18 protein-coding genes are annotated in these 19,986 nt (G+C 60.3%); 5 read left to right on the forward strand and 13 right to left on the reverse strand.

The features are described 5' to 3' along the window. The 4 genes from ACIOU6_RS16005 (at position 1) to ACIOU6_RS16020 (ending at position 3,463) form a co-directional block, all read left to right on the forward strand. Complete coding sequence (locus tag ACIOU6_RS16005; protein WP_401137770.1) at positions 1–882, forward strand: LysR substrate-binding domain-containing protein; 882 nt, start codon at positions 1–3, stop codon at positions 880–882. Between the two features lie 141 nt (positions 883–1,023). Next, entirely contained in the window at positions 1,024–2,520 is a 1,497-nt protein-coding gene (locus ACIOU6_RS16010) for a helix-turn-helix transcriptional regulator (protein ID WP_221732686.1), read from the forward strand. A gap of 138 nt (positions 2,521–2,658) precedes the next feature. Continuing rightward, positions 2,659–2,916, forward strand: a complete 258-nt coding sequence (locus tag ACIOU6_RS16015; protein WP_221732685.1) for a DUF1652 domain-containing protein — start codon at positions 2,659–2,661, stop codon at positions 2,914–2,916. Positions 2,917–3,241: 325 nt separating this feature from the next. Beyond that, positions 3,242–3,463 carry a hypothetical protein gene (locus ACIOU6_RS16020; protein ID WP_221732684.1) on the forward strand — a complete coding sequence of 74 codons (222 nt, stop codon included), beginning with the start codon at positions 3,242–3,244 and terminating at the stop codon, positions 3,461–3,463. 169 nt (positions 3,464–3,632) lie between these two features. Here the strand turns inward: ACIOU6_RS16020 and ACIOU6_RS16025 are convergent, their stop codons facing one another. Both ACIOU6_RS16025 and ACIOU6_RS16030 read right to left on the reverse strand, forming a co-directional pair. Then, positions 3,633–4,400: an SDR family oxidoreductase gene (locus tag ACIOU6_RS16025; protein WP_221732683.1), complete on the reverse strand. Its 768-nt coding sequence runs from the start codon at positions 4,398–4,400 to the stop codon at positions 3,633–3,635. 22 nt (positions 4,401–4,422) lie between these two features. Next, positions 4,423–5,490 carry a phosphotransferase family protein gene (locus tag ACIOU6_RS16030; RefSeq protein ID WP_221732682.1) on the reverse strand — a complete coding sequence of 356 codons (1,068 nt, stop codon included), beginning with the start codon at positions 5,488–5,490 and terminating at the stop codon, positions 4,423–4,425. 190 nt (positions 5,491–5,680) lie between these two features. Here ACIOU6_RS16030 and ACIOU6_RS16035 point away from each other — a divergent pair, with 190 nt between their 5' ends. Next, the gene (locus ACIOU6_RS16035) at positions 5,681–6,076 is read left to right on the forward strand and encodes a DUF4280 domain-containing protein (protein ID WP_221732681.1); all 396 of its coding nucleotides are present in this window, start codon (positions 5,681–5,683) and stop codon (positions 6,074–6,076) included. Between the two features lie 115 nt (positions 6,077–6,191). On the opposite strand, the gene ACIOU6_RS16040 is transcribed toward ACIOU6_RS16035, so the two are convergent. From ACIOU6_RS16040 to tssC, 11 genes are all read right to left on the reverse strand, one after another. Then, positions 6,192–6,734: a toxin-antitoxin system YwqK family antitoxin gene (locus tag ACIOU6_RS16040; protein ID WP_401137776.1), complete on the reverse strand. Its 543-nt coding sequence runs from the start codon at positions 6,732–6,734 to the stop codon at positions 6,192–6,194. Between the two features lie 12 nt (positions 6,735–6,746). Continuing rightward, positions 6,747–8,756 carry a type VI secretion system tip protein TssI/VgrG gene (gene tssI / locus ACIOU6_RS16045; RefSeq protein ID WP_401137779.1) on the reverse strand — a complete coding sequence of 670 codons (2,010 nt, stop codon included), beginning with the start codon at positions 8,754–8,756 and terminating at the stop codon, positions 6,747–6,749. A 31-nt stretch (positions 8,757–8,787) separates the two neighbouring features. Then, positions 8,788–9,456 (reverse strand): endonuclease/exonuclease/phosphatase family protein, encoded by a 669-nt coding sequence (locus ACIOU6_RS16050; RefSeq protein WP_221732678.1) that lies wholly within the window; start codon positions 9,454–9,456, stop codon positions 8,788–8,790. A 48-nt stretch (positions 9,457–9,504) separates the two neighbouring features. Next, entirely contained in the window at positions 9,505–10,461 is a 957-nt protein-coding gene (locus tag ACIOU6_RS16055; protein ID WP_401137782.1) for a hypothetical protein, read from the reverse strand. Positions 10,462–10,559: 98 nt separating this feature from the next. Continuing rightward, positions 10,560–12,056: a hypothetical protein gene (locus ACIOU6_RS16060; RefSeq protein WP_401137785.1), complete on the reverse strand. Its 1,497-nt coding sequence runs from the start codon at positions 12,054–12,056 to the stop codon at positions 10,560–10,562. A gap of 77 nt (positions 12,057–12,133) precedes the next feature. Further along, positions 12,134–14,677, reverse strand: coding sequence for a type VI secretion system ATPase TssH (gene tssH / locus ACIOU6_RS16065; RefSeq protein ID WP_221732675.1), 2,544 nt, complete (start codon positions 14,675–14,677; stop codon positions 12,134–12,136). Position 14,678: 1 nt separating this feature from the next. Continuing rightward, positions 14,679–15,704 (reverse strand): type VI secretion system baseplate subunit TssG, encoded by a 1,026-nt coding sequence (tssG, locus tag ACIOU6_RS16070; protein WP_401137789.1) that lies wholly within the window; start codon positions 15,702–15,704, stop codon positions 14,679–14,681. Next, complete coding sequence (gene tssF, locus ACIOU6_RS16075) at positions 15,668–17,461, reverse strand: type VI secretion system baseplate subunit TssF (protein WP_401137792.1); 1,794 nt, start codon at positions 17,459–17,461, stop codon at positions 15,668–15,670. The genes tssG and tssF overlap by 37 nt, the downstream gene beginning before the upstream one ends. After that, entirely contained in the window at positions 17,445–17,888 is a 444-nt protein-coding gene (gene tssE / locus ACIOU6_RS16080; protein WP_401137795.1) for a type VI secretion system baseplate subunit TssE, read from the reverse strand. The genes tssF and tssE overlap by 17 nt, the downstream gene beginning before the upstream one ends. A gap of 15 nt (positions 17,889–17,903) precedes the next feature. Continuing rightward, positions 17,904–18,401, reverse strand: a complete 498-nt coding sequence (locus ACIOU6_RS16085; protein WP_221732671.1) for an Hcp family type VI secretion system effector — start codon at positions 18,399–18,401, stop codon at positions 17,904–17,906. Positions 18,402–18,474: 73 nt separating this feature from the next. Continuing rightward, positions 18,475–19,956, reverse strand: coding sequence for a type VI secretion system contractile sheath large subunit (gene tssC, locus ACIOU6_RS16090; RefSeq protein ID WP_221732670.1), 1,482 nt, complete (start codon positions 19,954–19,956; stop codon positions 18,475–18,477). Between the last annotated feature and the right edge of the window lie 30 nt (positions 19,957–19,986).

Below are 19,986 nucleotides of genomic sequence, written 5' to 3' on the forward strand. Positions count from 1 at the left end.
ATGGACCTGCGCCTGCTGCGGTATTTCATGGCATTGGCCGATGAACTGCACTTCGGTCGCGCCGCCGAACGGCTGCACATCTGTCAGCCCCCGCTGAGCCAGCAAATTCGCCTGCTGGAAGAAGAGCTCGGCACGCCGTTGTTCGAACGCAGTCATCACCGAGTCGAGCTGACAGCGGCGGGGCAAATGCTCAAGGAGCAGGCGCCGCTGGTGTTCGAACAGCTGGAGCGGGCGCTGGATTTGACCCGTCAGACTGGGCGCGGTCAGTTGGGTGAACTGGAAATCGGCATGATCAGTTCGGTCATGGTGGGTGTGCTGCCCAAAGCCCTGCATCTGTTTCGCGAGCGCTATCCGCAGGTTTCCTGGCGTTTACATGAGATGACTCCGGCGGCGCAGGTCAAGGCGTTGAAGGAGAAACGCATCGATGCCTGTGTTTTTCGCGTGGGTTATGACGATCCGCAGTTGCGCAATGAGCTGCTGATCTATGAACCGATTCATGTGGTGATGCCGGTGGATCATCCGTTGGCCCGTCGCAAAGTACTGGCCCCGGCGGATCTGGCGCAGGAGCCGTTTGTTGCGCTGGAGCTGAAACAGTCGCGGTTTGCCAATTTTCTCTATCAGTGCTGCCTCCACGCCGGGTTCACCCCGAAGATTCGTCAGCAGGTCATCGAGGTGCAGACCTTGCTCAGTCTGGTTCAGGCCGGGTTTGGCGTGGCGCTGTTGCCGGCGTCCATCGAACAACTGTCGCCGCCGGGGTTGGTGTTCAAGGCGCTGACGCCACCGCTGCCGGAAGTGCCGCTGTACGCCACCTATCGGGCGGACGATGCTTCGCCGGTGCTCAAGCTGTTTCTCGATACGTTGCGTGAGTGGGTGGAACACTGATCCCTGCGGGAGCGGGCCTGCCCGCGAGGAGGCCGGATAAATCAGCATGCAGTCTTATGACGGACCCTCGCAGGTGCTTCGCACGATCACGCGCCGCTGCGGTCGTAATCTTCACATGGCCGTATCACTTGTGGAGATCCAATGAGCCAGGAAGTCCTGACCCGCGAAACCAATCGTCGTCAGTTGCAACAGATCATCGCCGGGTTGTCCGACGGGGTGATTCTGCTTGAGCTTGATCAGAGCATCCTCTGGGCAAATGAAGCGGCGTTGGCCATGCACGGCGTCAACCGGATCGGTGAGCTGGGCAAGAACGCCGATGAGTACGCTCAGCGCTTCAGCCTGCGTTACCGCAACAATCACCCGGTGCCGCCCGAGAACTATCCGATCAGCCGTGCCGCGCGTTGCGAAGCCTTCAGCGACGTGTTGATCGAGGTGTTCGCCGTGGATGACCCCGAGCGCATCTGGGTTCACAGCGTGCGCAGCATGGTGCTGACCGACCGTGATGGCCAGCCCGAGTCGCTGGTGCTGATCATGAGTGACGTTACTGATTGGGCCAACGCTGAGCAGCGTTTCGAAAAGACCTTCAACGCCAATCCAGCGCCGGCGGTGATCTGCCGTCTCAGCGATTTGCGTTATATCAAGGTCAATCCGGGGTTTCTGGAGATGACTGGCTACACCCGCGATCAGGTGATTGGCACCTCGGCCTATGAAATCGACATCCTTGAGCAGGCCGAGCATAAAGACCTGGCCATCCAGCGCCTGCGCGATGTTGCGACCATTCCGCAGATGCAGGCTGAACTGCGATTGTCCGATGGCTCAACCAAGCAAGTGATCGTTGCCGGGCAACCGCTGCTGCTCAATGACGAGCAATGCATGTTGTTTTCCTTCGTCGACATGGAGTCGCGGCGCAAGGCTGAAGTGGCGCTGCGCCAGAGTGAAGAGCGGTTTGCCAAGGCTTTTCGCCTGACACCGGTGCCGATTCTGATCTGCAGCGCCGACGAGCAACGGGTCATCGACGTCAATCAAGCGTTCCTCGATACCCTGGCCTATGCCAGCGATGACGTCGCGGGCAAAACCGTGACGCAACTGAACTTTATCAACGACACCGGTGAGCGCGAACGGTTGCTGGCGGCGCTGGAGAAAAATGGCCGGGTTGATCGGGTCGATGTAAGCGTGCGCAAGCAGGATGCGGATCTGCTCGAATGCGCGCTGTCTGCCGACACGGTCAATATTCAGGACATGCCGTGCTATCTGCTGGTGTTGATGGACATCTCCGAGCGCAAGCGTACCGAGCTTGAACTGGTGGCGGCGATTGAAGAGGTGATGAAGGACGCTTCGTGGTTCAGTCGCACGCTGATCGAAAAACTGGCCAATGTGAAGAAGGTCAATTCGCCGCAATTGCCGAGTGTGTCGTTCACCGATCTGACCGCACGCGAGCGCGATGTGCTGGGGCTGATCTGCGAGGGGCTGGCGGACAAGGAGATCGCGGCGCGGCTGAAACTGGCACCGAACACGGTGCGTAATCATGTGGCGACGGTGTATTCCAAACTCGATGTGCACAGCCGCAGTGAGGCGATTGTCTGGGCGCGCGAGCGTGGCTTGTTTTCGGGCGATTGGCGCAGCAAGGGCCAGCGATAAGGTGCAAATGCACTAGCTCGACAGGTGCAAATTCGTGTGTTGCTGTGAGGAGGCTGTTCTTAGTCTGGTGGGGTGCGATACGAGCCTGTTATGGCTTGGGATCGTGTCCCTGTGAGGCAGCTTAAGGAACAGCCCCCAATGATGAATCTTGCGCAGTTGCGCGCGCGGCTTGAACACAGTTTTTCGCCGCTGGCTTGTGAGTGTTCGGTGGATGGTGATCATTCGCTGACGGTGAAGCTTTATCACCCGGTTTCCGGGCAGGTGGATTTGGTGATCAGTGGTTTGAAACTCAATACCTTGCGCACGCCGGAGTCTGTCGAGGCGTTGATTGAAGAGTTGCGGTATGAGCTGGAGAGCAATTCTTTGGGGACTTCGCGGGATCCTGATCTGGCATAGATTTTTGTGTGGGCGGGCTGCTGGCTTGGGCTCGGGGTTCCTTCGTTTCGGGGCGCACAAATAGCAGCTGTGGTAGCCGACCAATCTCTATCAGATGCCCCCGGTCCCTGTGGGCGCGGGCTTGCTCACGAAAGCGACCTGACTGGCGAAGCAGGTTCTAATCGCTATCTGCGCCGGGAGCTCAACGCAAAATCGACAGCCAATCTTCCCTGATGTGGCCGGTTTACTGGCGCTTGCGAGGGGCTCGGCTATAAAGAATGAGTGGTCAGGTCTTCCGTGTTCGGTTTGGTCGCGGGAGTTTGTCTCTCTTTTCGCGGGTCGTCCTATGAACAATCTTGGGAAACGCGTGTGTTCGCCGTTGTCGTTGGTTTTTTCTGTGGCGCTGTTGGCCGGTTGTGCCAGTGCGCCGCCACCGCCACCGGTAATGCCACCTCCGCCGCCGGAACGTACCTGCCAGGTCCTCGAGAACACTGAGGTAGCCGGTGATGTGTATGCCGACGGGCAAGTGACTCGTCACATCACCACTACCCGTTGCATCACCCAATAGCGCCGGTGGGGCGCAATTCCCGGGTTGGGTGGATTGTGCCGGTGGCAGGCCAGGTGGGCAGGGTGGTGTTGAATGTCGGCGGGCAATTGCCAAGGGTCTTGGCCTGATACAGATCCCCTGTGGGCGCGAGCAATCTCACTCCCACAGGGTTATTGATTGACCGCCAGGATCAGGACAGGAACCCACCGTCCACGTTCAGTGAAACGCCTGTGGTGTAGCTCGACGCATCACTGGCCAGGTACAGCACCGCACCGGCCATTTCACTTGGGTCGGCCACACGCTTGAGCGGGATCTGCGTCAGCGCCTGTTTCAGAATCGCGTCGTTCTTTACCAGCGCCGAGGCGAACTTGGTGTCGGTGAGGCCCGGCAGCAGGGCGTTGCAGCGGATGCCGAATTGCGCGCACTCCTTGGCGAATACCTTGGTCATGTTGATCACCGCCGCTTTGGTCACCGAGTAGATGCCCTGGAAGATCCCCGGTGAGATGCCGTTGATCGAGGCGACGTTGATGATGCTGCCACCACCGTTTTCGCGCATCAGCTTGCCCGCTTCCACGGACATGAAAAAGTAGCCACGGATGTTCACGTCGACGGTCTTCTGGAACGCGCCGAGATCGGTGTCCAGCACGTTGCAGAACTGCGGGTTGGTGGCGGCATTGTTCACCAGAATGTCCAGACGCCCGAACTGTTCCTTGATCCCGGCGAACACTTGGCTGATCTGTTCCATTTCACCGATGTGGCAGGCCACCGCGGTGGCTTTGCCGCCGTCAGCGATGATGGCGTCGGCGACGTGCTGGCAGCCGTCGAGTTTGCGACTGGAAACGATGACGTGGGCGCCTTGCTGGGCGAGCAGTTTGGCGATGGCTTCACCGATGCCACGGCTGGCGCCGGAGACGAAAGCGATCTTGCCGTCGAGGTCGAACAACTGAGTCTTGGACATAAGGGTTCCTGGGTGTGGGCCGTCAGAGGCTCGATTTCGAAATGACCTGCAAGCTCATCTGCTCCAGCAGTTTGTTCATGTGAATGAACTGCGCGAAGCGTTTGTCCTGGGTCTGGCCATGGTAGAAGCGGTAGTAGATCTGCTGCACGATCCCGGCCAGACGGAACAGGCCGTAGGTGTAGTAGAAGTCGAAATTGTCGATCTGGATGCCTGAGCGTTCGGCGTAGTAGTCGACGAACTCGCGGCGGGTCAGCATGCCCGGGGCGTGGCTCGGCTGGCGGCGCATCAGTTGCACCGGCGCCGGGTCGCCCGCCTCGATCCAGTAGGCGAGGGTGTTGCCCAGGTCCATCAGCGGATCGCCGAGGGTGGTCAGTTCCCAGTCGAGTACGCCGATGATCTGCATCGGGTTGTTCGGGTCGAGGATCACGTTGTCGAAACGGTAGTCGTTGTGGACGATGCTCGACGTCGGGTGGTCGGCTGGCATCTTGTCGTTGAGCCAGGCTTTGACCGCTTCCCAGTGCGGTGCGTCCGGGGTCAAGGCTTTTTCGTAGCGCTCGCTCCAGCCTTTGATCTGGCGGGCAACGTAACCTTCAGGCTTGCCCAGATCACCGAGACCACAGGCCTTGTAATCGACACGGTGCAGTTCGACGAAACGGTCGATGAAGCTCTTGCACAGCGCCTCGGTTTTCGCTGAATCCAGACCCAGTTCCGGCGGCAGTTCCGAGCGCAGGATGATCCCGTTGACCCGTTCCATCACATAGAACTCGGCGCCAATCACCGATTCGTCGGTGCAGTGCACGTAGGCTTTCGGGCAATACGGAAAACCGTCGCGCAATTGATTGAGGATGCGGAATTCGCGGCCCATGTCGTGGGCGGATTTGGCCTTGTGACCGAACGGCGGCCGGCGCAGCACGAACTCCTGTTCGGGGTATTCCAGCAGGTAAGTCAGGTTCGACGCGCCGCCGGGAAACTGGCTGATCGCAGGCAAGCCGCTCAGGCCCGGAATGTGTGCCTTGAGGTACGGATCAATCAGGCTGGCATCGAGTTCTTCGCCAGAGCGGATACGGGTGGACTGGTCAGTAAGCGCCATGCTTATCCCTTCTGCTTATTTTGGAGGCCAGACATCATTGGCTAATCTAATGGGGCGCTCGGGCGGTCACAAGCGCGGGTCGGTCTTATAGGTTAGCGTGTTGCCGGATAATCACCTTTGGGAATGTGCAGGGTGGGCCGCAGCAGGCTAAGGTTTAGCGGGTATGCCGTGTCCAACAAGGAGTCGGGAAATGGGCTGTCCGCAAGTCTGTGCCACTGCCACTTTGCAATGCAGCTTCGGCGCCGCACCGTCGGCGCTCAACGTGTTGCCGGTCAATCGCACGCTGACCGGCGGGATGCCGGCGGCGAACATCATGGATTACATTCCGCTGGTCAACATCCTGCCGTTCGGGGTGTGCATGAGCATGGCCAATCCGACGGTGGCGGCCGCGACCGCTGCTGCGCTGGGCGTACTGACGCCGATGCCGTGCATTCCGGCAACCGCTTCGCCATGGATTCCCGGCGGCGCGCCGACCTTGCTGCTCGGCGGGATGCCAGCGATCGATGCCAACAGTACGTTGATGTGCACCTGGGCGGGGGTGATCAAGATCGTCATGCCGGGGCAGATGCAGATGCTGATTCCCTGATTGTTGCGTTGGATGTACCGGCCTCTTCGCGAGCAAGCCCGCTCCCACGTTTGATTGCATTCCAATGGGTAAGCGGGCTTGCTCGCGAAAGGGCCAGTCAATACACCCTGAAACGTCAGGCCTGCTGCGGATCCATCCAGCGTTGATACCACCAGCGCACCCGCGAAATCGGCTTGCCATCCGCGCCCAACGGCCGCCCATCCTCGGCGAATCCTTGCTCCGGCTCGATCAACTGCCCATTCATATACCGCGCTTGCACCGCCGGTTTGCCGTTGGGATGAAAGCGCTGATAGCGTCCCTCACGCACGCCATCGCGATAGAACTCCGCCTCGGCCACTTGCCCGTCTGTAAAGTAATTAAACGCCTCACCGTGCAACAACCCGCTCCGATACGTTGCCTTGCGTTGTAAAAAACCTTGCGGCGCGTAAAAACTGGCAACCCCTTGCAGCTTGTCGCGCACAAACGGCATCTGCGCCGAGACCTTGCCATTGGGGTGATAGAGCAGCGACGTACCCTGCAACTCGCCCTGGCTGTAATTCAAATCGGCCTGCTTGCGCCCGTCATCCTTGATTTGCAACGGGCCATCGAGTTGACCGTCCTGCAAACGCCCCTTGAGCTGCTTGTCAGTCTGCTGCAAGTCCAGCGGTGTGATCGCCATGGTTGCTCCCTGTCAGTTGACCTGCACCAGCCCGCCCTTGATGGTCAGCATGCCGCCGCCGTCCACGGTCTGCGAGGCCGCGCCCTTGTTGGTCAGGCTGATCCCGGCATCGTTGGTCAGGGTGGTTCCGGCCTTGTTGTCCAGCGATGTACCGGCCTGATTGGTCAAGGCAGTGCCGGCCTTGTGGGTGATCGAGGTGCTGGCCGAAGTGGCCAGATCGGCGCCGCTCTTGATGGTGAAGCTGCCGCCACTTTGCAGGGTCAGGGTGCCGCTGACTTTGATCGTCAGGTTACCGTCCACGGTCAGGCTGTAATCGCCCGTGACCTTGTCGGTGTAATTACCGCCCGTGCTGTGATCTTGGTCAGCGCCGACTTTTACCGTGCGACTGTCCTTCACATCGAGCGTGTCGCTGCCGGTCTGGATCGTCACGCTGCGTTTGCCTTTTTCCAGGGTCACGGTCTCGTCGCCGTCCTTGACCGTGCGGGTACGGGCGTTCTGCACGGTGAGGGTTTCGTCGTGGCCGACGGTGGCCGTGGTGTCGTTGAGCACGTTGATCTTCAGATCTTTCTGCGCCTGCAAAAACACCTCTTCGGCGTCTTTCTTGTCCTCGAAGCGCAGTTCGTTGAAACCGCCGCCACCCTTTGACGATTGAGTCTTGATCCCCGATTGCGTCTGATTGGCCGGCAAGGCGTAGGGCAGGGCGTTGTCGCCGTTGTAGACGCACCCGGTCACCAGCGGCCGATCCGGATCGCCGTCGATAAAGGTCACGATGACTTCCTGACCGATGCGCGGGATGAACTGCATACCGAAGCCCTTGCCGCTCCACGGCAACACCACGCGCACCCAGCAGGAACTGGTTTCGTCATTTTTGCCATCACGATCCCAAGGGAACTGCAACTTGATCCGGCCGTATTCGTCGGTCCAGATTTCTTCGCCGGACTTGCCCACCACAATTGCAGTTTGCGGGTGCATGCGCGGTTTTGGTGTGACCCGTTGCGGGCGAAACGGCGTGGCTTTGGGAATCGCTTCGAAACGGTTGCGATAGCTTTCATGGCTGACGTCATGGGTGACCCGCGTCACCACCCAATCGATGTTCAGGCTTGCATCGTCGTGGCCGTCGAGGGTGAACCAGTGCCCCGGAATCAGCCAGCGACAGTCGCTTTCGCCGACAAAGCGTTTTTCTTCACTGCGCAAACCGTCGACGCGCTGCTTGGTCAACGTATCGCCGCGCGCCTTGGTGTTGTAGCCGCCCGGATGTTCGTAGATCGCACGCGGCCCGGCGACCGCTTCGGCCTGGCCGTACAGTGAAGTGGCGGGCGTTGTGAACTCGTAATCCGTCGCCTTGTACACCCCGGCCACCGCTTGCAAACACACCTGGCCTGAGCGGATGCCGTGCAGCTCGCGCCCGCCCATTTGCTGGCCCAGATACTTGACCTTCGGCCCATTAGGGATCTGCACGAAAGCGTCGTTGCTGTCGCCCAGTACAAGCGTGTGCTTGCCGTCGTCGTGGGTGAAGAACCAGAAAATGCCTTCTTCTTCCAGCAGCCGCGAGACGAAGGCGAAATCGGTTTCGCCGTATTGCACACAGTATTCGCGTGGGGTGTAGCTGCCGGTCAGCGACAGTTTGAAATCGCTGAAGCCGTGTGCGTTGAAGATCGTGGTCACGATGTCCGAGGTGGCGAGGTTTTGGAACACGCGGTTGTTGCTGGCCAGGGTCAGCCACCAGAGCCATGGCCTGAGTACAAGCTGATAGCGCTCGGCGGTGGCGTCGGCGGGGAGCTGGCGGATTTCAGCGACCAGCGCATCGAACGGACGCAGTTGCGCGTCGTTGTGCAGGGTAGTCGTGACGTGGCTGGCAACGGCGCTGGTCAGGGTGAGGGCGGTGCCGTCGTTGAGGCCGTTGAGGGTTTGCGAGCCGAGCACATTGAGCGCTTCATCGCCGGACAATGACTCAGGATAAAGCGCCGACAGCGAGGTAGCGGTGAGGGAGAGGGTGGTGTTGCTGTCGGTGGAGCGGGGCATCGACGATCCTCTTTGACAGTGCAGGGTGAACTCAACCGGTGACGTCAAACAGAATAGGTCGGTGGTCGGGGCCAGACATATCGAATACTTGCGCCAGCCCGGTGAGGTCAACAGGCGTCACAGTTACATCCGCCGACGCCAGCACCCAATCGAGAATTCCGCCCTTATTCTGTGTTTGCAGGCCTCCCCAACATTCATAGGCAAGTCCGGCGCTGTCGAGTTTGCCAACGTTCTTGTAGTCGAGGTTCAGGTCCCCCGTCGCCACCCACTTACCGCCCAGAGCGGTGCAGGACTTGAGCTGGCTCTTGGTCACCCCGCTTTGTCCGGATTTGAAGTGCGCCAGGAACACGTAACCGGTATAGCCCCCGACACCATGCACTTCCACGGCGATCAGATCCCTGTTGAGGGCAAACAGGCTGCCTTGGCTGATTACACGCAGTTCTTCAAAGCCTTTGACCATGACGATATAGCCGTTGGAATAGCCTCCCGTGAAAGAGTAAACGTTGTAGGAAGGGTATATGGCCGCAAGGTTCTGTCGGTAATTGTCGATTTGCGCCGAATGTATTTCGCACAGGAAAACAATGTCGGCGTTCCAGCAATTGCTTGAGCAACAGTTGTAGACAAAAACGTCGACCTGAGTCTGTTTGTCCAACGTTGAGGACTTGCCGTTTTTCTCGACATTGAAGCTTCCGATTCTCATGACTAGGACCTTCTTTGCTGCAAAGCGTTTGTCATCCGGCTGATTTTTTCAGGCGTGGTTGTTCAACGTTTTCAATGTCTCCTTGGTAGGCCGCAGCTGGTTCATTTCGTTGTTGATGGTGGGGCAACGGGTGAACGCCACATGTTTTTTCCGCCCGGCATGGCTGTCGATCGTAGATACCGAGAAGCGCAGGCCCGAGAGATCGGCTCCATATTCGGGAACCTGAAACTGGTTGTCGGTGATGTTGAACGACCATGTCGAGCCGTTGTAGTGACTGAGCCAGGATTTGGCATCGAACGGGAGCACTGTGGTGTTGAAACCGGGGGTGACCAGTGTTCTGAGGTGGGCGAAGATTTCATCGTTGAAATGCGCGTCAGTGAGTTTGAACTTCACCTTGTCGCCGTAACCGGCGCTTTTGATGTCCTTACAGCCATTTCGCTCGTTAGGTGCCCAGTAACTGGACAGTTCGAGTTTTGCCCCGATGGCCTGGAGCGCCGACCACCATGTGGCATTGCCGTTGAAAGGTCGGTTCTTTTCCATGGTCGATTCAGGATCGTCGTTGCGCTGCTTGCCCTCCATGCCTGGAAAACCGCCGAACACCGGGCTGGTGCATTCGACGAACAACTTGGAAATATTGGCGGAAACGGTTTCCGTGGCCAGTCGATCGGCCACCCCGTTGGATGTCCGCGTGAGACCATTGAGCAACCTCTGTGCCTCAACCATACCCAGCAGGCTTTTCACCAAGGTGATCTCTTTATTGCACTGGACGATGTCCTTGAACTTGGTATTGAGTGTCGTGCGGTTGGCTACATCGGGGGGACCACCGGTCAACTGGCTGTAGTTAAGGATCACCGCCGTCTGGTAATACCCGAGCAGGCTGCCAAGGCAATAAAAATATTTCCACGGCAGCACGTGGTGGAAGGTCCATTTATCACAATCCGGTGTTCCGCCACTGCGAGCGGCTGGCAACTTCACGGTGAATACATACTCGGCCACGTCACGCACTCCCTTGAAAGCCTATCTCTTAAAAAGGGGACGGATTTATTTGTCTGGCAAACGGCCAACACCCATCCGTCCCCGTGGATACGTCCCCTTTGATTCAGTCACTTCCCGGCATTTTTAGCCTCAGCGGCCTTGGCCTGCTGCCACATCGGGATCGCCTTGAACGCAGTGACCATGTCGTAATCCAGCGCCACCGGTTTTGCACCTGCTGAGGTGTCGGGGCCCATCGGGGTCTTGCCGTCGCGGCTCTGGAACCAGCTCATCCAGAGTTTCGATCCGGGTTCGGCCATGACCAGTGCCGCGTCAGGGTCGCTGCCCGAAAGTGGCGGATCGATGGTTTGTGGTGGCTGGCTGGAGGTGGGCAGCAAGAACGAGGTCATCGGATATTGGGCGCTGCTGTGGCATCCCAGGCATCCGGCACTGGCCAGACCGGCCGGGTAATAGTGCGAACCGGTCCAGGCTGGTGTCACGACGGCACCGTCGTTCGGGCCTGACAATCGGCCGTCCCATCCCAGGGTTGAGACCGAATAAGCCGGCGACTGGGGATTGATCCAGTTTTCGCTGAGCTTCGGATTGACCGTGACGGGCGGCGTCAGCGCGGTTGGCGCCGTGTTGATGACGTCCGGGTTACCGCCCCAGGTGGCGCCCAGCGGAATCATCTTGTCCCAGGCGTCTTTGCCCGGCGCGTTCTTGTCGTAGACCAGGGTCGAAAACACCCATCCGGTTTGCGGGGCCGCGACACTGTCCTTGACGATGATGTCGAACTGCATCAGCGACACCTTGGTCATCGCCGGTTGAGTGGTGGTGCCCTTGAAGTCTTTGCCGACGCATTGTGTTTTATTCAGCGCGCTGCCATTGCTGGTGTTCACCGGTGCGTAGATTTCCCATTGGGCGGCGCCTTCCATGGGGGCCCAATCGCTGCCACAGGCACTGACCATGGCAAATTTGATGATGACGCTGCCTTCGGCAAACTGCGTGGTGCTCGTTTCCAGCACCGGATTCATTGCGCGTTCAGGGGTTTTGCCCCAGATATCGCCGAGGGTTTTCGCCGCACGGGTGTCGTACAGTGTCAGCACATAAGTGGTCACGGGCAGGGTCTGATCCGTCAGTGTGCCGGCAGGAAACCCTGACCCGACATACACGCCACGAATGGGCTCACGCTCTATGCCCAGCCAGATCGAGTCGTACCAGCCGCTGCCCTTGTAGTTCCAGTTGGTGTAGTCGTAGACGATTTTTCGCATGTCCGGGGAGACGTAATCTTTCAGCGCCTGAACGTAGGCACCGGCGTTGGCCTGGGTGATCTTGCCGTTGCCGGTCGTCTTGCTCCACGGGAAGGAAGTGCCGGTCGGTAATTGGGTCGGATAATCATGGCTGAGTGTGAACAGCGGCCCCTTGTAGTTCGGCGGCGGGGAAATGGGCGAGGTCAGAAAGGGGTCAATCTGCAAGTTCGCGCCATTGAGTTTTTCGACCGTAGAGGTCAGGAAGGACACCTTGCCCACCAACTCGTTTTCCAAATGTCGGGTGTCCGCTGGTGCGGACAACGGTATTGCGACACAGGCTCCCAGCAGACTCATCGGTAATTTCAGGCTTTTTTTCATGACATTATCCTTGTCAGTTTTGGAAGAGTACCTTCCTTTCATCACGGTTTTCGTACATCGGCGAAGGGCGATGGGGACTACTCCAACACCCACTCCGCCAACTTCCCCGTCACTTGCGTCATCAACACATTCTCGACATCCCGCGCACCCGCCGCACTGCACTTGGCGAGCACGGCTTTGACAATCCCCGCATCAAACTCAAACTGCTTGCCGGTCGCCGCCTTATAGCGCCCGCGCAACTTCTCAAGTTTCGCCAGCACAATCCCTTCCAGTGTCGCCTCATCCAGTGGTCGATACGCGACCACGGTCATGCGCGCCAGAAATGCCGGGCGGAAGGCTTGTAGCAGGACTTTGTGCAGGGCTTCGTTGAAGGCTTCGCAGCCGAGTTGTGCCACGGGCGTGTCGAGCAGTAACTCGGCACCGACATTGCTGGTGGCGAGCATCACGGTATTTTTGAAGTCCACCACCAATCCGGTGCCGTCCTCCATCAAGCCTTTGTCGAAAACGTTGTAGAACGCCTCCAGCACATCGGGATGGGCCTTCTCGATCTCATCGAGCAACACCACGGAATAGGGTTTGCGCCGCACCGCTTCCGTCAACACGCCACCGCTGCCATAACCGACATAACCGGGCGGCGCGCCTTTGAGTTGGCTGACGGTGTGGGCTTCCTGGTACTCGGAAAGATTGATGCTGATCAGGTTGCGTTCGCCGCCGTACAACGCATCGGCCAGCGCGTAAGCGGTTTCGGTTTTGCCGACGCCGGTAGGGCCGACCAGCAGGAACACCCCGACCGGTTTTTGCGGGTCGGTGAGGCCGGCGCGATAGGCCTGCAAGCGTTGGGCGATAGTGTTGAGCGCGGTGCTTTGCCCCATGACGCGTTGGCCCATGCGGGTGCCAAGTGTGCGCACGGCATGGGCTTCGTCGGCGAGCATTTTGCCGACAGGAATGCCGGTCCATCCGGCGATCACGGCGGCGACGGTTTTGGTATCGACCTGCTCGGGCACCAGTGGATCGTCCTGGCGAATCGCATCGAGACCGGCTTCCAGACGCAGCAGTTCAGCGGCCAGATGATCGATGCGGCTGTCAGTCGCTTCGTCGGGTTTGTCGCTGTCGGCGCGCTCGCTCAAGTCGAGCAACTCACGACGAGTGTCGAGCAGCTCGCGCACGGCTACACGCTCTTCACCCCAACGGGTTTCCAGTTCTCGGATGGCTTGAACGTTGCCGCCAGATTCGCTTTCCAGCAGGGTAATGCGCTCACGGTGATCCAGCCCCGTGGCCTGTTCGCGGCGCAAGCGCTCGACTTCATCCTTGAGGCTGTTTTGCCGGTGGCGCAGGCTTTCCAGTGGTGGGGGCACGTCGTGCTGGCCGAGGGCAACGCGGGCGCACGCGGTATCGAGCACGCTGATGGCTTTGTCCGGCAACTGACGGCCGGAGATGTAGCGGTGCGACAGTTTCACCGCTTCGTGGATCGCCGCATCGAGCACCTGCACGCCGTGGTGCTGTTCAAGTTTGGCGGCGACACCGCGGAGCATTTCCACGGCGGTGATTTCGTCCGGTTCCTCCACTTGAACCAACTGAAAGCGGCGGGCGAGGGCCGGGTCTTTCTCGAAATATTTTTTGTACTCCATCCACGTGGTCGCGGCGAGGGTGCGTAACTCGCCTCGGGCCAATGCCGGTTTGAGCAGGTTGGCCGCATCACTGCCGCCCTCGGCACCGCCGGCGCCGATCAGGGTGTGGGCTTCGTCGATGAACAGAATGATCGGTTTGTCGGCGCTGCGTACCGCGTCAATCACGCCTTTGAGCCGTTGTTCGAACTCGCCTTTGACCCCGGCGCCGGCCTGCAACAGACCGAGATCAAGCACGCGCAAACTGACTTCCTGCAACGACGGCGGCACGTCGCCGGCGGCGATGCGCAGGGCCAGGCCTTCGACCACGGCGGTTTTGCCCACGCCCGGTGCGCCGACCAGAATCGGGTTGTTCTGCCGGCGCCGCAAAAGAATGTCGATGCATTGGCGAATCTCACCATCGCGACCCACGATGGGATCGATGCGCCCGGCATGGGCGTCGGCGGTCAGGTCCTGGGTGTATTGATCCAGCACCGAATCCTGTCGTGGCGCAGGATGTCCAGAGGAAACCGCGGAACGTGGGCCGACATGTTCACGGGAGTTTTCGGTCCACTCCAGCAAGTTCGCCCGCAGCGCTTCTTTGGGAATGCGCAGTAACGACGAGGCACTGTTGAGCAGCAGGCTGCGGCGCTCATCGCGGTCAATCAACGCCAATAGCAGCAGCCCCGAACGAATGCTGTCGAGTCCCAGCACACTGGCCTGCACCACCGCATCTTCGAGCAAGCCCAAGGTGTGCGACGACAGCGCTGGCGTGCGCGTGCTGCCAGCCTTGAACAGTTCCAGCGCCTTGTTGATTTCAGCGCTCAGCGCATCACGCTCCAGACCGAAGCGCGGCAGCAAAAAGGCAAAGTCGCCGCCCTCGATATCCAGCAACTCCAGCAGCAAATGCTCAATCTCGACAAAGTGATGCCCGCGTTGCAGGCACCGTTGCGCGGCGCGTTCGAGGGCGCGGCGGTTGTCCGGGTTGAGGCGTCCGATCAGGCTGGCCAGTTCCATTTCAGGTGATCTCCAGCTGACGCAGGCGGGTTTCGATGCGTTGCACTGCAAGGCTGGCCTGACGTTGCAAACCACCGTTCCAACTCAACAGCGCCGGGGCCTGACGCCCCAGTTTCATCGGCCCGGAACCGCGCACCAGCAATACCAGCGTGACATCCAGGTCTGGCCCGAAGTACAACGCGGCGAGGCTCGCCAGCGCCGGGTGCGCCTCACCGTCCGGCAGGAAACGTCCGGCCTGCGCCGACAGCAACGGCCCCAGCGTCAGGCGAATGCCAGCGTGTTCATCCCAGACGCGAATGCCGGCCACGGCCGTGCGCCCCAGTTGCAGATTGCGTCCACCGGGTTTGATCACGCTGCGGCTGGCGGGCGGAATCTCGCGCCAGGCACCCTCATAAGCGTTCAGTTCGACCGGCACTTCAAACTGCTCGCGGACAATCGCGGCGAACCCGGCCAGTGAGCGGCGGCCATCGGCAAACAACGCCGTACAGGCCAACACCGCACAGTCGGGAACCGCTTGGCGTTCCTGCAAGGATTTGGGCAGTAAACCGGTCAGTGCGCGCAGTTGCGCCTGTACCGGCGAAGCACCCGGCGTGACAAAACCGAGAGCGATCCGGTGTTTGCGCATCACCTTGTACAGCAGGCTGAGCAGGCGATGCTGAAACAGATCTAGGAATTCGGCCGGCGCATGATCCTTGGCCCGGGCGCGTTGTTGCAGCCATTCCTGATAGGCGTAGGGCAGCGGGCCGTCGGGGCCGCCGAGGCCGAAGATCGGCGTGTCGAGGGTCAGCGGTTCGCCGGGCTCTTCGCACAGATTTTCGATCTGGCTGGTGGGAAACAACGGCGTCAACGGTCCTCGCAGTTTCAAGGCCTCCGCTTGGGGCGAAGTGCCGCTGCCGAGGGTTTCGGCCTGTGGTTGTTCGCGCTCCAGCAAGAGCAGCGCCTGCAACCACTCGAACGCTTGCGGATCGCGGCGCAGTCGTTGGCTCAGGGTCAGAGCGACAGGGGCATGCCGGCTTGGGGTTGCCATGCCTTGACCTCCTTGTCGGCCTGCATCAACACCGTGCGCACAAAGCGATTGGCCGTGGCGTACACCGAGAAAAACTGCGCGAGCACTGCCGAAAACAGCACTGCGCTGCTGCCGACAAAATGCTGCGGATCAAGCTGCAGTTGCACCTCCAGACCATTGCGCCAACCGCGCCAGGCATCGACGCCGACATGGCCGATCACTCGCTCGCAACTCAGGCTCAATAACCCTTCGATCTGGCGCAAAGCGCTGGCTTCGTCACGCAGGTTGTGCAGATGCAGAATCTCTTTCAATGCGTCGAGTGCCTGCGGGCCCTCGACCAGCGACAAGTGATTGAGGGTCAGTTGCGACACCAGCCGCCAGCGCGAATCACCGTCCAGTCGCGGCATGCTCTGCGGGCTTGGCGGATTGCGCAGGCGTGCCCACGCGACCGGGCCGGGGCGTTCGAAGCCCAGCGGTGTGCCGGCGGCCAGGCTCTGAGCCAAATGACGATTGGTACAGAGCAATTCGGCAGTGAGGCTGTAGTCGGGCAGATCCGTTTGCGGCTCGAAACGCGTGTCGACCACGCTCACCAGCAGGTCACTGCCGAGCCGGTTCGGGGTCATGCCGCTGACTCGCCGGGCATGCCAGTAACGCTGTTGATCACCGCCGCTGTGCTGACTGCCGTAATACGCCGGCAGGCGCTGCACGCCGGCACTGGAGCTGGCACGCATGCCGCGAATGCTGTGGATTTCGACGCTGTTCTCGCGGTGGCTGTCGGCGATCAAGCGGTATTCGCTGCGGGTGCCATCGGGGCGCAGCGGCTCGGAGGTGCGCGGGAACAGGTTGATGGCGGGGGCGCAACCGAGGGCGATGTCGCTGGCCTGCAAATGCAGGCGGCTGGTGGGCGCACGGTCGAAAACGATGTACAGATACAGCGTCTGACTGTCGCTGGAAACGCCACTGAGTGGCAGATCGAAGAAGTGGAATTTGTCCGGGAAGGCAAAGTACTCGGCCAGCAGACGCATGCCCGGATGCACGCCGTCTTCGTCGGGTAGCAGCACTTCGTCGTCGCTGAAACCGACGATCTTCGGCAAGCCTTCAACGGTCACCGGAACGCTGCCCGGCGACCCTGCCAGCACCTGCACTGCATGGGCGCCGAGCAAGTCATACAGCCCCGCGTTGATCACCGGCGAAGCCGCCAGATGAATACGCAACTGCTCAATGCCCAGTTCCGCCCATTGGCTGTCACCCAGGCAGCGCAGACTCAGGCGCAACGCTGAGCGAGACTGCGCCACACCCGTTAGGGCTTGGGCTTCATCGCTGCCAAGCAACAAGGCCTCTGTGACTTCAACCGGCCACAAAAGTACCGCAGCACTGGTGCGAAAGTGGATGCTTTCACCTTTGCTGGTGGTGACGAACAACGGCGTGTCGCGGGGCAGGGGATAGCCTTCGTCGAGGTTGCCTTTGCTCGGATCCGGTTCGAATTGCACGATGGCGCAGGACGGCAACGGGCGCATGGCCAACGGGTAAAGTTGTTCGAGCAGTGCGTCGCTGAACTCGGCGTAGTCATCGTCCAGTCGTCGTTGCAGACGCGCCGCCAGCAGCGCAAAACCTTCCAGTAATCGCTCGACATGCGGGTCCGGGCATTCGCCGGGGGACAGTTCCAAGCGCCGTGCGACTTTTGGATAGCGCTCGGCAAACTGGCTGCCGGCATGCCTGAGCCAGGTCAGTTCGCGTTGGTAGTAGTCGAGCAGTTGCGGGTCAATCGAGTCGCTCATGGCGCACCTCCAGCCCTTGGCCGCCAGGCTCGATGACAAACGCCACCGGCCAGTGCTGGTGGCCGCTGCGCAACTCGCCGAGCAGGCGAATGCTCATTTGCTGCGGGTGTTCGGGCAACGGATTGACCTGAACATCGCCCAGACGCAGGCGCGGTTCAAAATGTGTAATGGCTTCGCGAATGTCTCGCGCCAGTCGACGTCGGTCGTCGCTGCGCTGCTGTTGCAGAGCGCTCCAGTCAGCGACGCCGTAGTCGATCACGCTCGGGGGTGTGGTCAGTGTGCGCGGGCCACGGCGGGTGTTGAACAGGCGCCCGAGCTCGGCGTGCACCGAGTCGAGCAAATCCTGGCGATCAAATTCCCGCGCGCCCTCAGCCTCGCTGGATGCGAGGCGTTCGAACAGCGGGGGAAGCATGCCGGTGCCTGCCATGGCCGGGGCGCCGGGTTAGCTGACCAGCTTGTTGGCGGCCATGTCCCACGTCGACGCGGCGGTGCCTTCCTTGGTGCCGTCGTCCTTCTGCGCGGTGAGTTCCCATTTGATCTTGGTGAAGTTCAGGGAAACGGTTTCCACCGGTTTGCCTCCGGTACCGCCGCTGACGCTGACGTTCGACAGCACCACGTTGGTCAGGGTGTAGATGATGAACGGCAAGAGTTGCCCGCTGCCTTCGGCGGCGTTGCGGCCGATGGTGATCTTGGCTTCTGGAATCGGCTTGCCGGCACAGCAGTATTCGTTGAGGGACGGCGTCGAAGTGTCGACGAATTTGGTCACGGTGAACTCGCCGACGTGAGGTTTACCGGAAGTGCGCTCCGAGTTGCTGACGTCATTGGTGACTTGCATCGCGACGTTGTGGCTGTAGGACATGACTTCGATCTTGTCCGCGTAACCCTCGAGCAGGCTGTCGCCTTTGATGTCGCCGCCGAGGTCGAGAATGATTGCATCCATCGCTTGAAACTCCTGAAAGGTGTCGCGCTAGATAAAGGACAGCCCCCGCCGCACGGGCGGCGGGGGCCGCAGGTCAGGCAGCTACCGGTGGCGGCAGCGTGGCGACCAGGCGGATCGAGGCGGTCAACTCTTCGAGTTGAAAGTGCGGCCGCAGAAACACCGTGGCCCGATAGGCGCCCGGTTTGCCGGCGACTTCGGTGACGTCCACCCGTGCTTCACGCAACGGGTACTGCGCCTTGATTTCCTGCGGCGCGTTGTCGTTGATCAGCACGTAGTCGGCGATCCAGTTGTTGAGGTAGGTCTGCACGTTATCGCGGGTCATGAAACTGCCGACCTTGTCGCGCATGATCACCTTCAGATAATGGGCGAAACGCGAGGCCGCGAGCACGTACGGCAACATCGCCGAGATGCGCGCGTTGGCGTTGGCCTCGTTGGTGTTGTAGAGCTTGGATTTGTTGGTGGTCTGGCCGCCGAAGAACACGGCGACGTCGCTGTTTTTCTTGTGGCACAGGGCAATGAAACCGAGATCGTTGAGCTCTTTTTCACGGCGGTCGGTGATCGCCACTTCAGTCGGGCATTTGAGCGACAGATCGCCCGAACTGGTGCGGAACGTGTGCGCCGGCAAGCCTTCTACTGCGCCGCCACCCTCAGCGCCACGAATCGCCGCGCACCAGCCGTATTTGGCGAACGCTTCGGTGATGCGTTGTGACAACGCCCACGCGGCATTGCCCCACAGGTATTTGCTGTGGTCGGTGCCGTTGACGTCCTCGACGTAGTTGATGCCTTCCACGGGCGAGGTGTCCGGGCCATAAGGCAGGCGCAGGAGAAAGTGCGGCAGCACCAGCGAGACGTAGCGCGAATCTTCGCTCTCACGGAACGAGCGCCACTTGATCAGCTCCTGGCTCTCGAACACTTTAGACAGATCGCGCGGCACCGCCAGTTCGGTGAAGCTGTTCATGTCGAACAACCGGGGGCTGGCGGCGGCAATGAATGGCGCGTGCGCAGCGGCAGCGACGTTCGACAGTTTTTCCAGCAGGCCGATGTCCTGGGGGTGACGGCCGAAGGTGAAATCACCGACCAGCAGGCTGAAGGGATGGCCGCCGAAGGTGCCGTATTCCTCTTCGTAGATCTTTTTGAACAGGGCGCTCTGGTCGAATTCGACGGCTTTTTCCAGGTCGTTCTGCAGCTCTTTCTGGGTCACGTTGAGCAGGCGCAGTTTCAGCCGGGTGCTGGTTTCGGTGTTCTGCACCAGCATGTGCAGACCACGCCACGAGGCTTCGAGTTTTTGCAGATCGGGGTGGTGCAGCACCTCGTTGAGCTGGGCGCTGATCAGCTCGTCGATCTGGCTGATGCGGTCGTTGATCATCGCCACGGTGTCCTTGTCGATGGCCATGCCTTCGTCGAGCACCTGGGTGGCGAATTCCGCGAGCATGTCGCGGGCGTAATCCTGCTGACTGTCATCGTGGGCCATACGGCCGTCGAGAATGATCTGGTCGAGCAGGGAAAGTGTCTCGGTTGTACTGTCGCTGGCTTGGTTCTTGGCGGCGGCGGGCATGGCGAATTCTCCCCTCGGTTAAGTGGACGA

The organism is Pseudomonas sp. NPDC087615 (genome assembly GCF_044743445.1).
Taxonomy (GTDB): Bacteria; Pseudomonadota; Gammaproteobacteria; order Pseudomonadales; family Pseudomonadaceae; genus Aquipseudomonas; species Aquipseudomonas baetica_A.

What these genes read in the sequence shown, in the direction of transcription:
- ACIOU6_RS16005 (WP_401137770.1), top strand. Translation starts at nt 1, where the DNA reads ATGGACCTGCGCCTGCTGCGGTATTTCATGGCATTGGCCGATGAACTG.
- ACIOU6_RS16010 (WP_221732686.1), top strand. Translation starts at nt 1,024, where the DNA reads ATGAGCCAGGAAGTCCTGACCCGCGAAACCAATCGTCGTCAGTTGCAA.
- ACIOU6_RS16015 (WP_221732685.1), top strand. Translation starts at nt 2,659, where the DNA reads ATGATGAATCTTGCGCAGTTGCGCGCGCGGCTTGAACACAGTTTTTCG.
- ACIOU6_RS16020 (WP_221732684.1), top strand. Translation starts at nt 3,242, where the DNA reads ATGAACAATCTTGGGAAACGCGTGTGTTCGCCGTTGTCGTTGGTTTTT.
- ACIOU6_RS16025 (WP_221732683.1), bottom strand. Translation starts at nt 4,400, where the DNA reads ATGTCCAAGACTCAGTTGTTCGACCTCGACGGCAAGATCGCTTTCGTC.
- ACIOU6_RS16030 (WP_221732682.1), bottom strand. Translation starts at nt 5,490, where the DNA reads ATGGCGCTTACTGACCAGTCCACCCGTATCCGCTCTGGCGAAGAACTC.
- ACIOU6_RS16035 (WP_221732681.1), top strand. Translation starts at nt 5,681, where the DNA reads ATGGGCTGTCCGCAAGTCTGTGCCACTGCCACTTTGCAATGCAGCTTC.
- ACIOU6_RS16040 (WP_401137776.1), bottom strand. Translation starts at nt 6,734, where the DNA reads ATGGCGATCACACCGCTGGACTTGCAGCAGACTGACAAGCAGCTCAAG.
- tssI (WP_401137779.1), bottom strand. Translation starts at nt 8,756, where the DNA reads ATGCCCCGCTCCACCGACAGCAACACCACCCTCTCCCTCACCGCTACC.
- ACIOU6_RS16050 (WP_221732678.1), bottom strand. Translation starts at nt 9,456, where the DNA reads ATGAGAATCGGAAGCTTCAATGTCGAGAAAAACGGCAAGTCCTCAACG.
- ACIOU6_RS16060 (WP_401137785.1), bottom strand. Translation starts at nt 12,056, where the DNA reads ATGAAAAAAAGCCTGAAATTACCGATGAGTCTGCTGGGAGCCTGTGTC.
- tssH (WP_221732675.1), bottom strand. Translation starts at nt 14,677, where the DNA reads ATGGAACTGGCCAGCCTGATCGGACGCCTCAACCCGGACAACCGCCGC.
- tssG (WP_401137789.1), bottom strand. Translation starts at nt 15,704, where the DNA reads ATGGCAACCCCAAGCCGGCATGCCCCTGTCGCTCTGACCCTGAGCCAA.
- tssF (WP_401137792.1), bottom strand. Translation starts at nt 17,461, where the DNA reads ATGAGCGACTCGATTGACCCGCAACTGCTCGACTACTACCAACGCGAA.
- tssE (WP_401137795.1), bottom strand. Translation starts at nt 17,888, where the DNA reads ATGGCAGGCACCGGCATGCTTCCCCCGCTGTTCGAACGCCTCGCATCC.
- ACIOU6_RS16085 (WP_221732671.1), bottom strand. Translation starts at nt 18,401, where the DNA reads ATGGATGCAATCATTCTCGACCTCGGCGGCGACATCAAAGGCGACAGC.
- tssC (WP_221732670.1), bottom strand. Translation starts at nt 19,956, where the DNA reads ATGCCCGCCGCCGCCAAGAACCAAGCCAGCGACAGTACAACCGAGACA.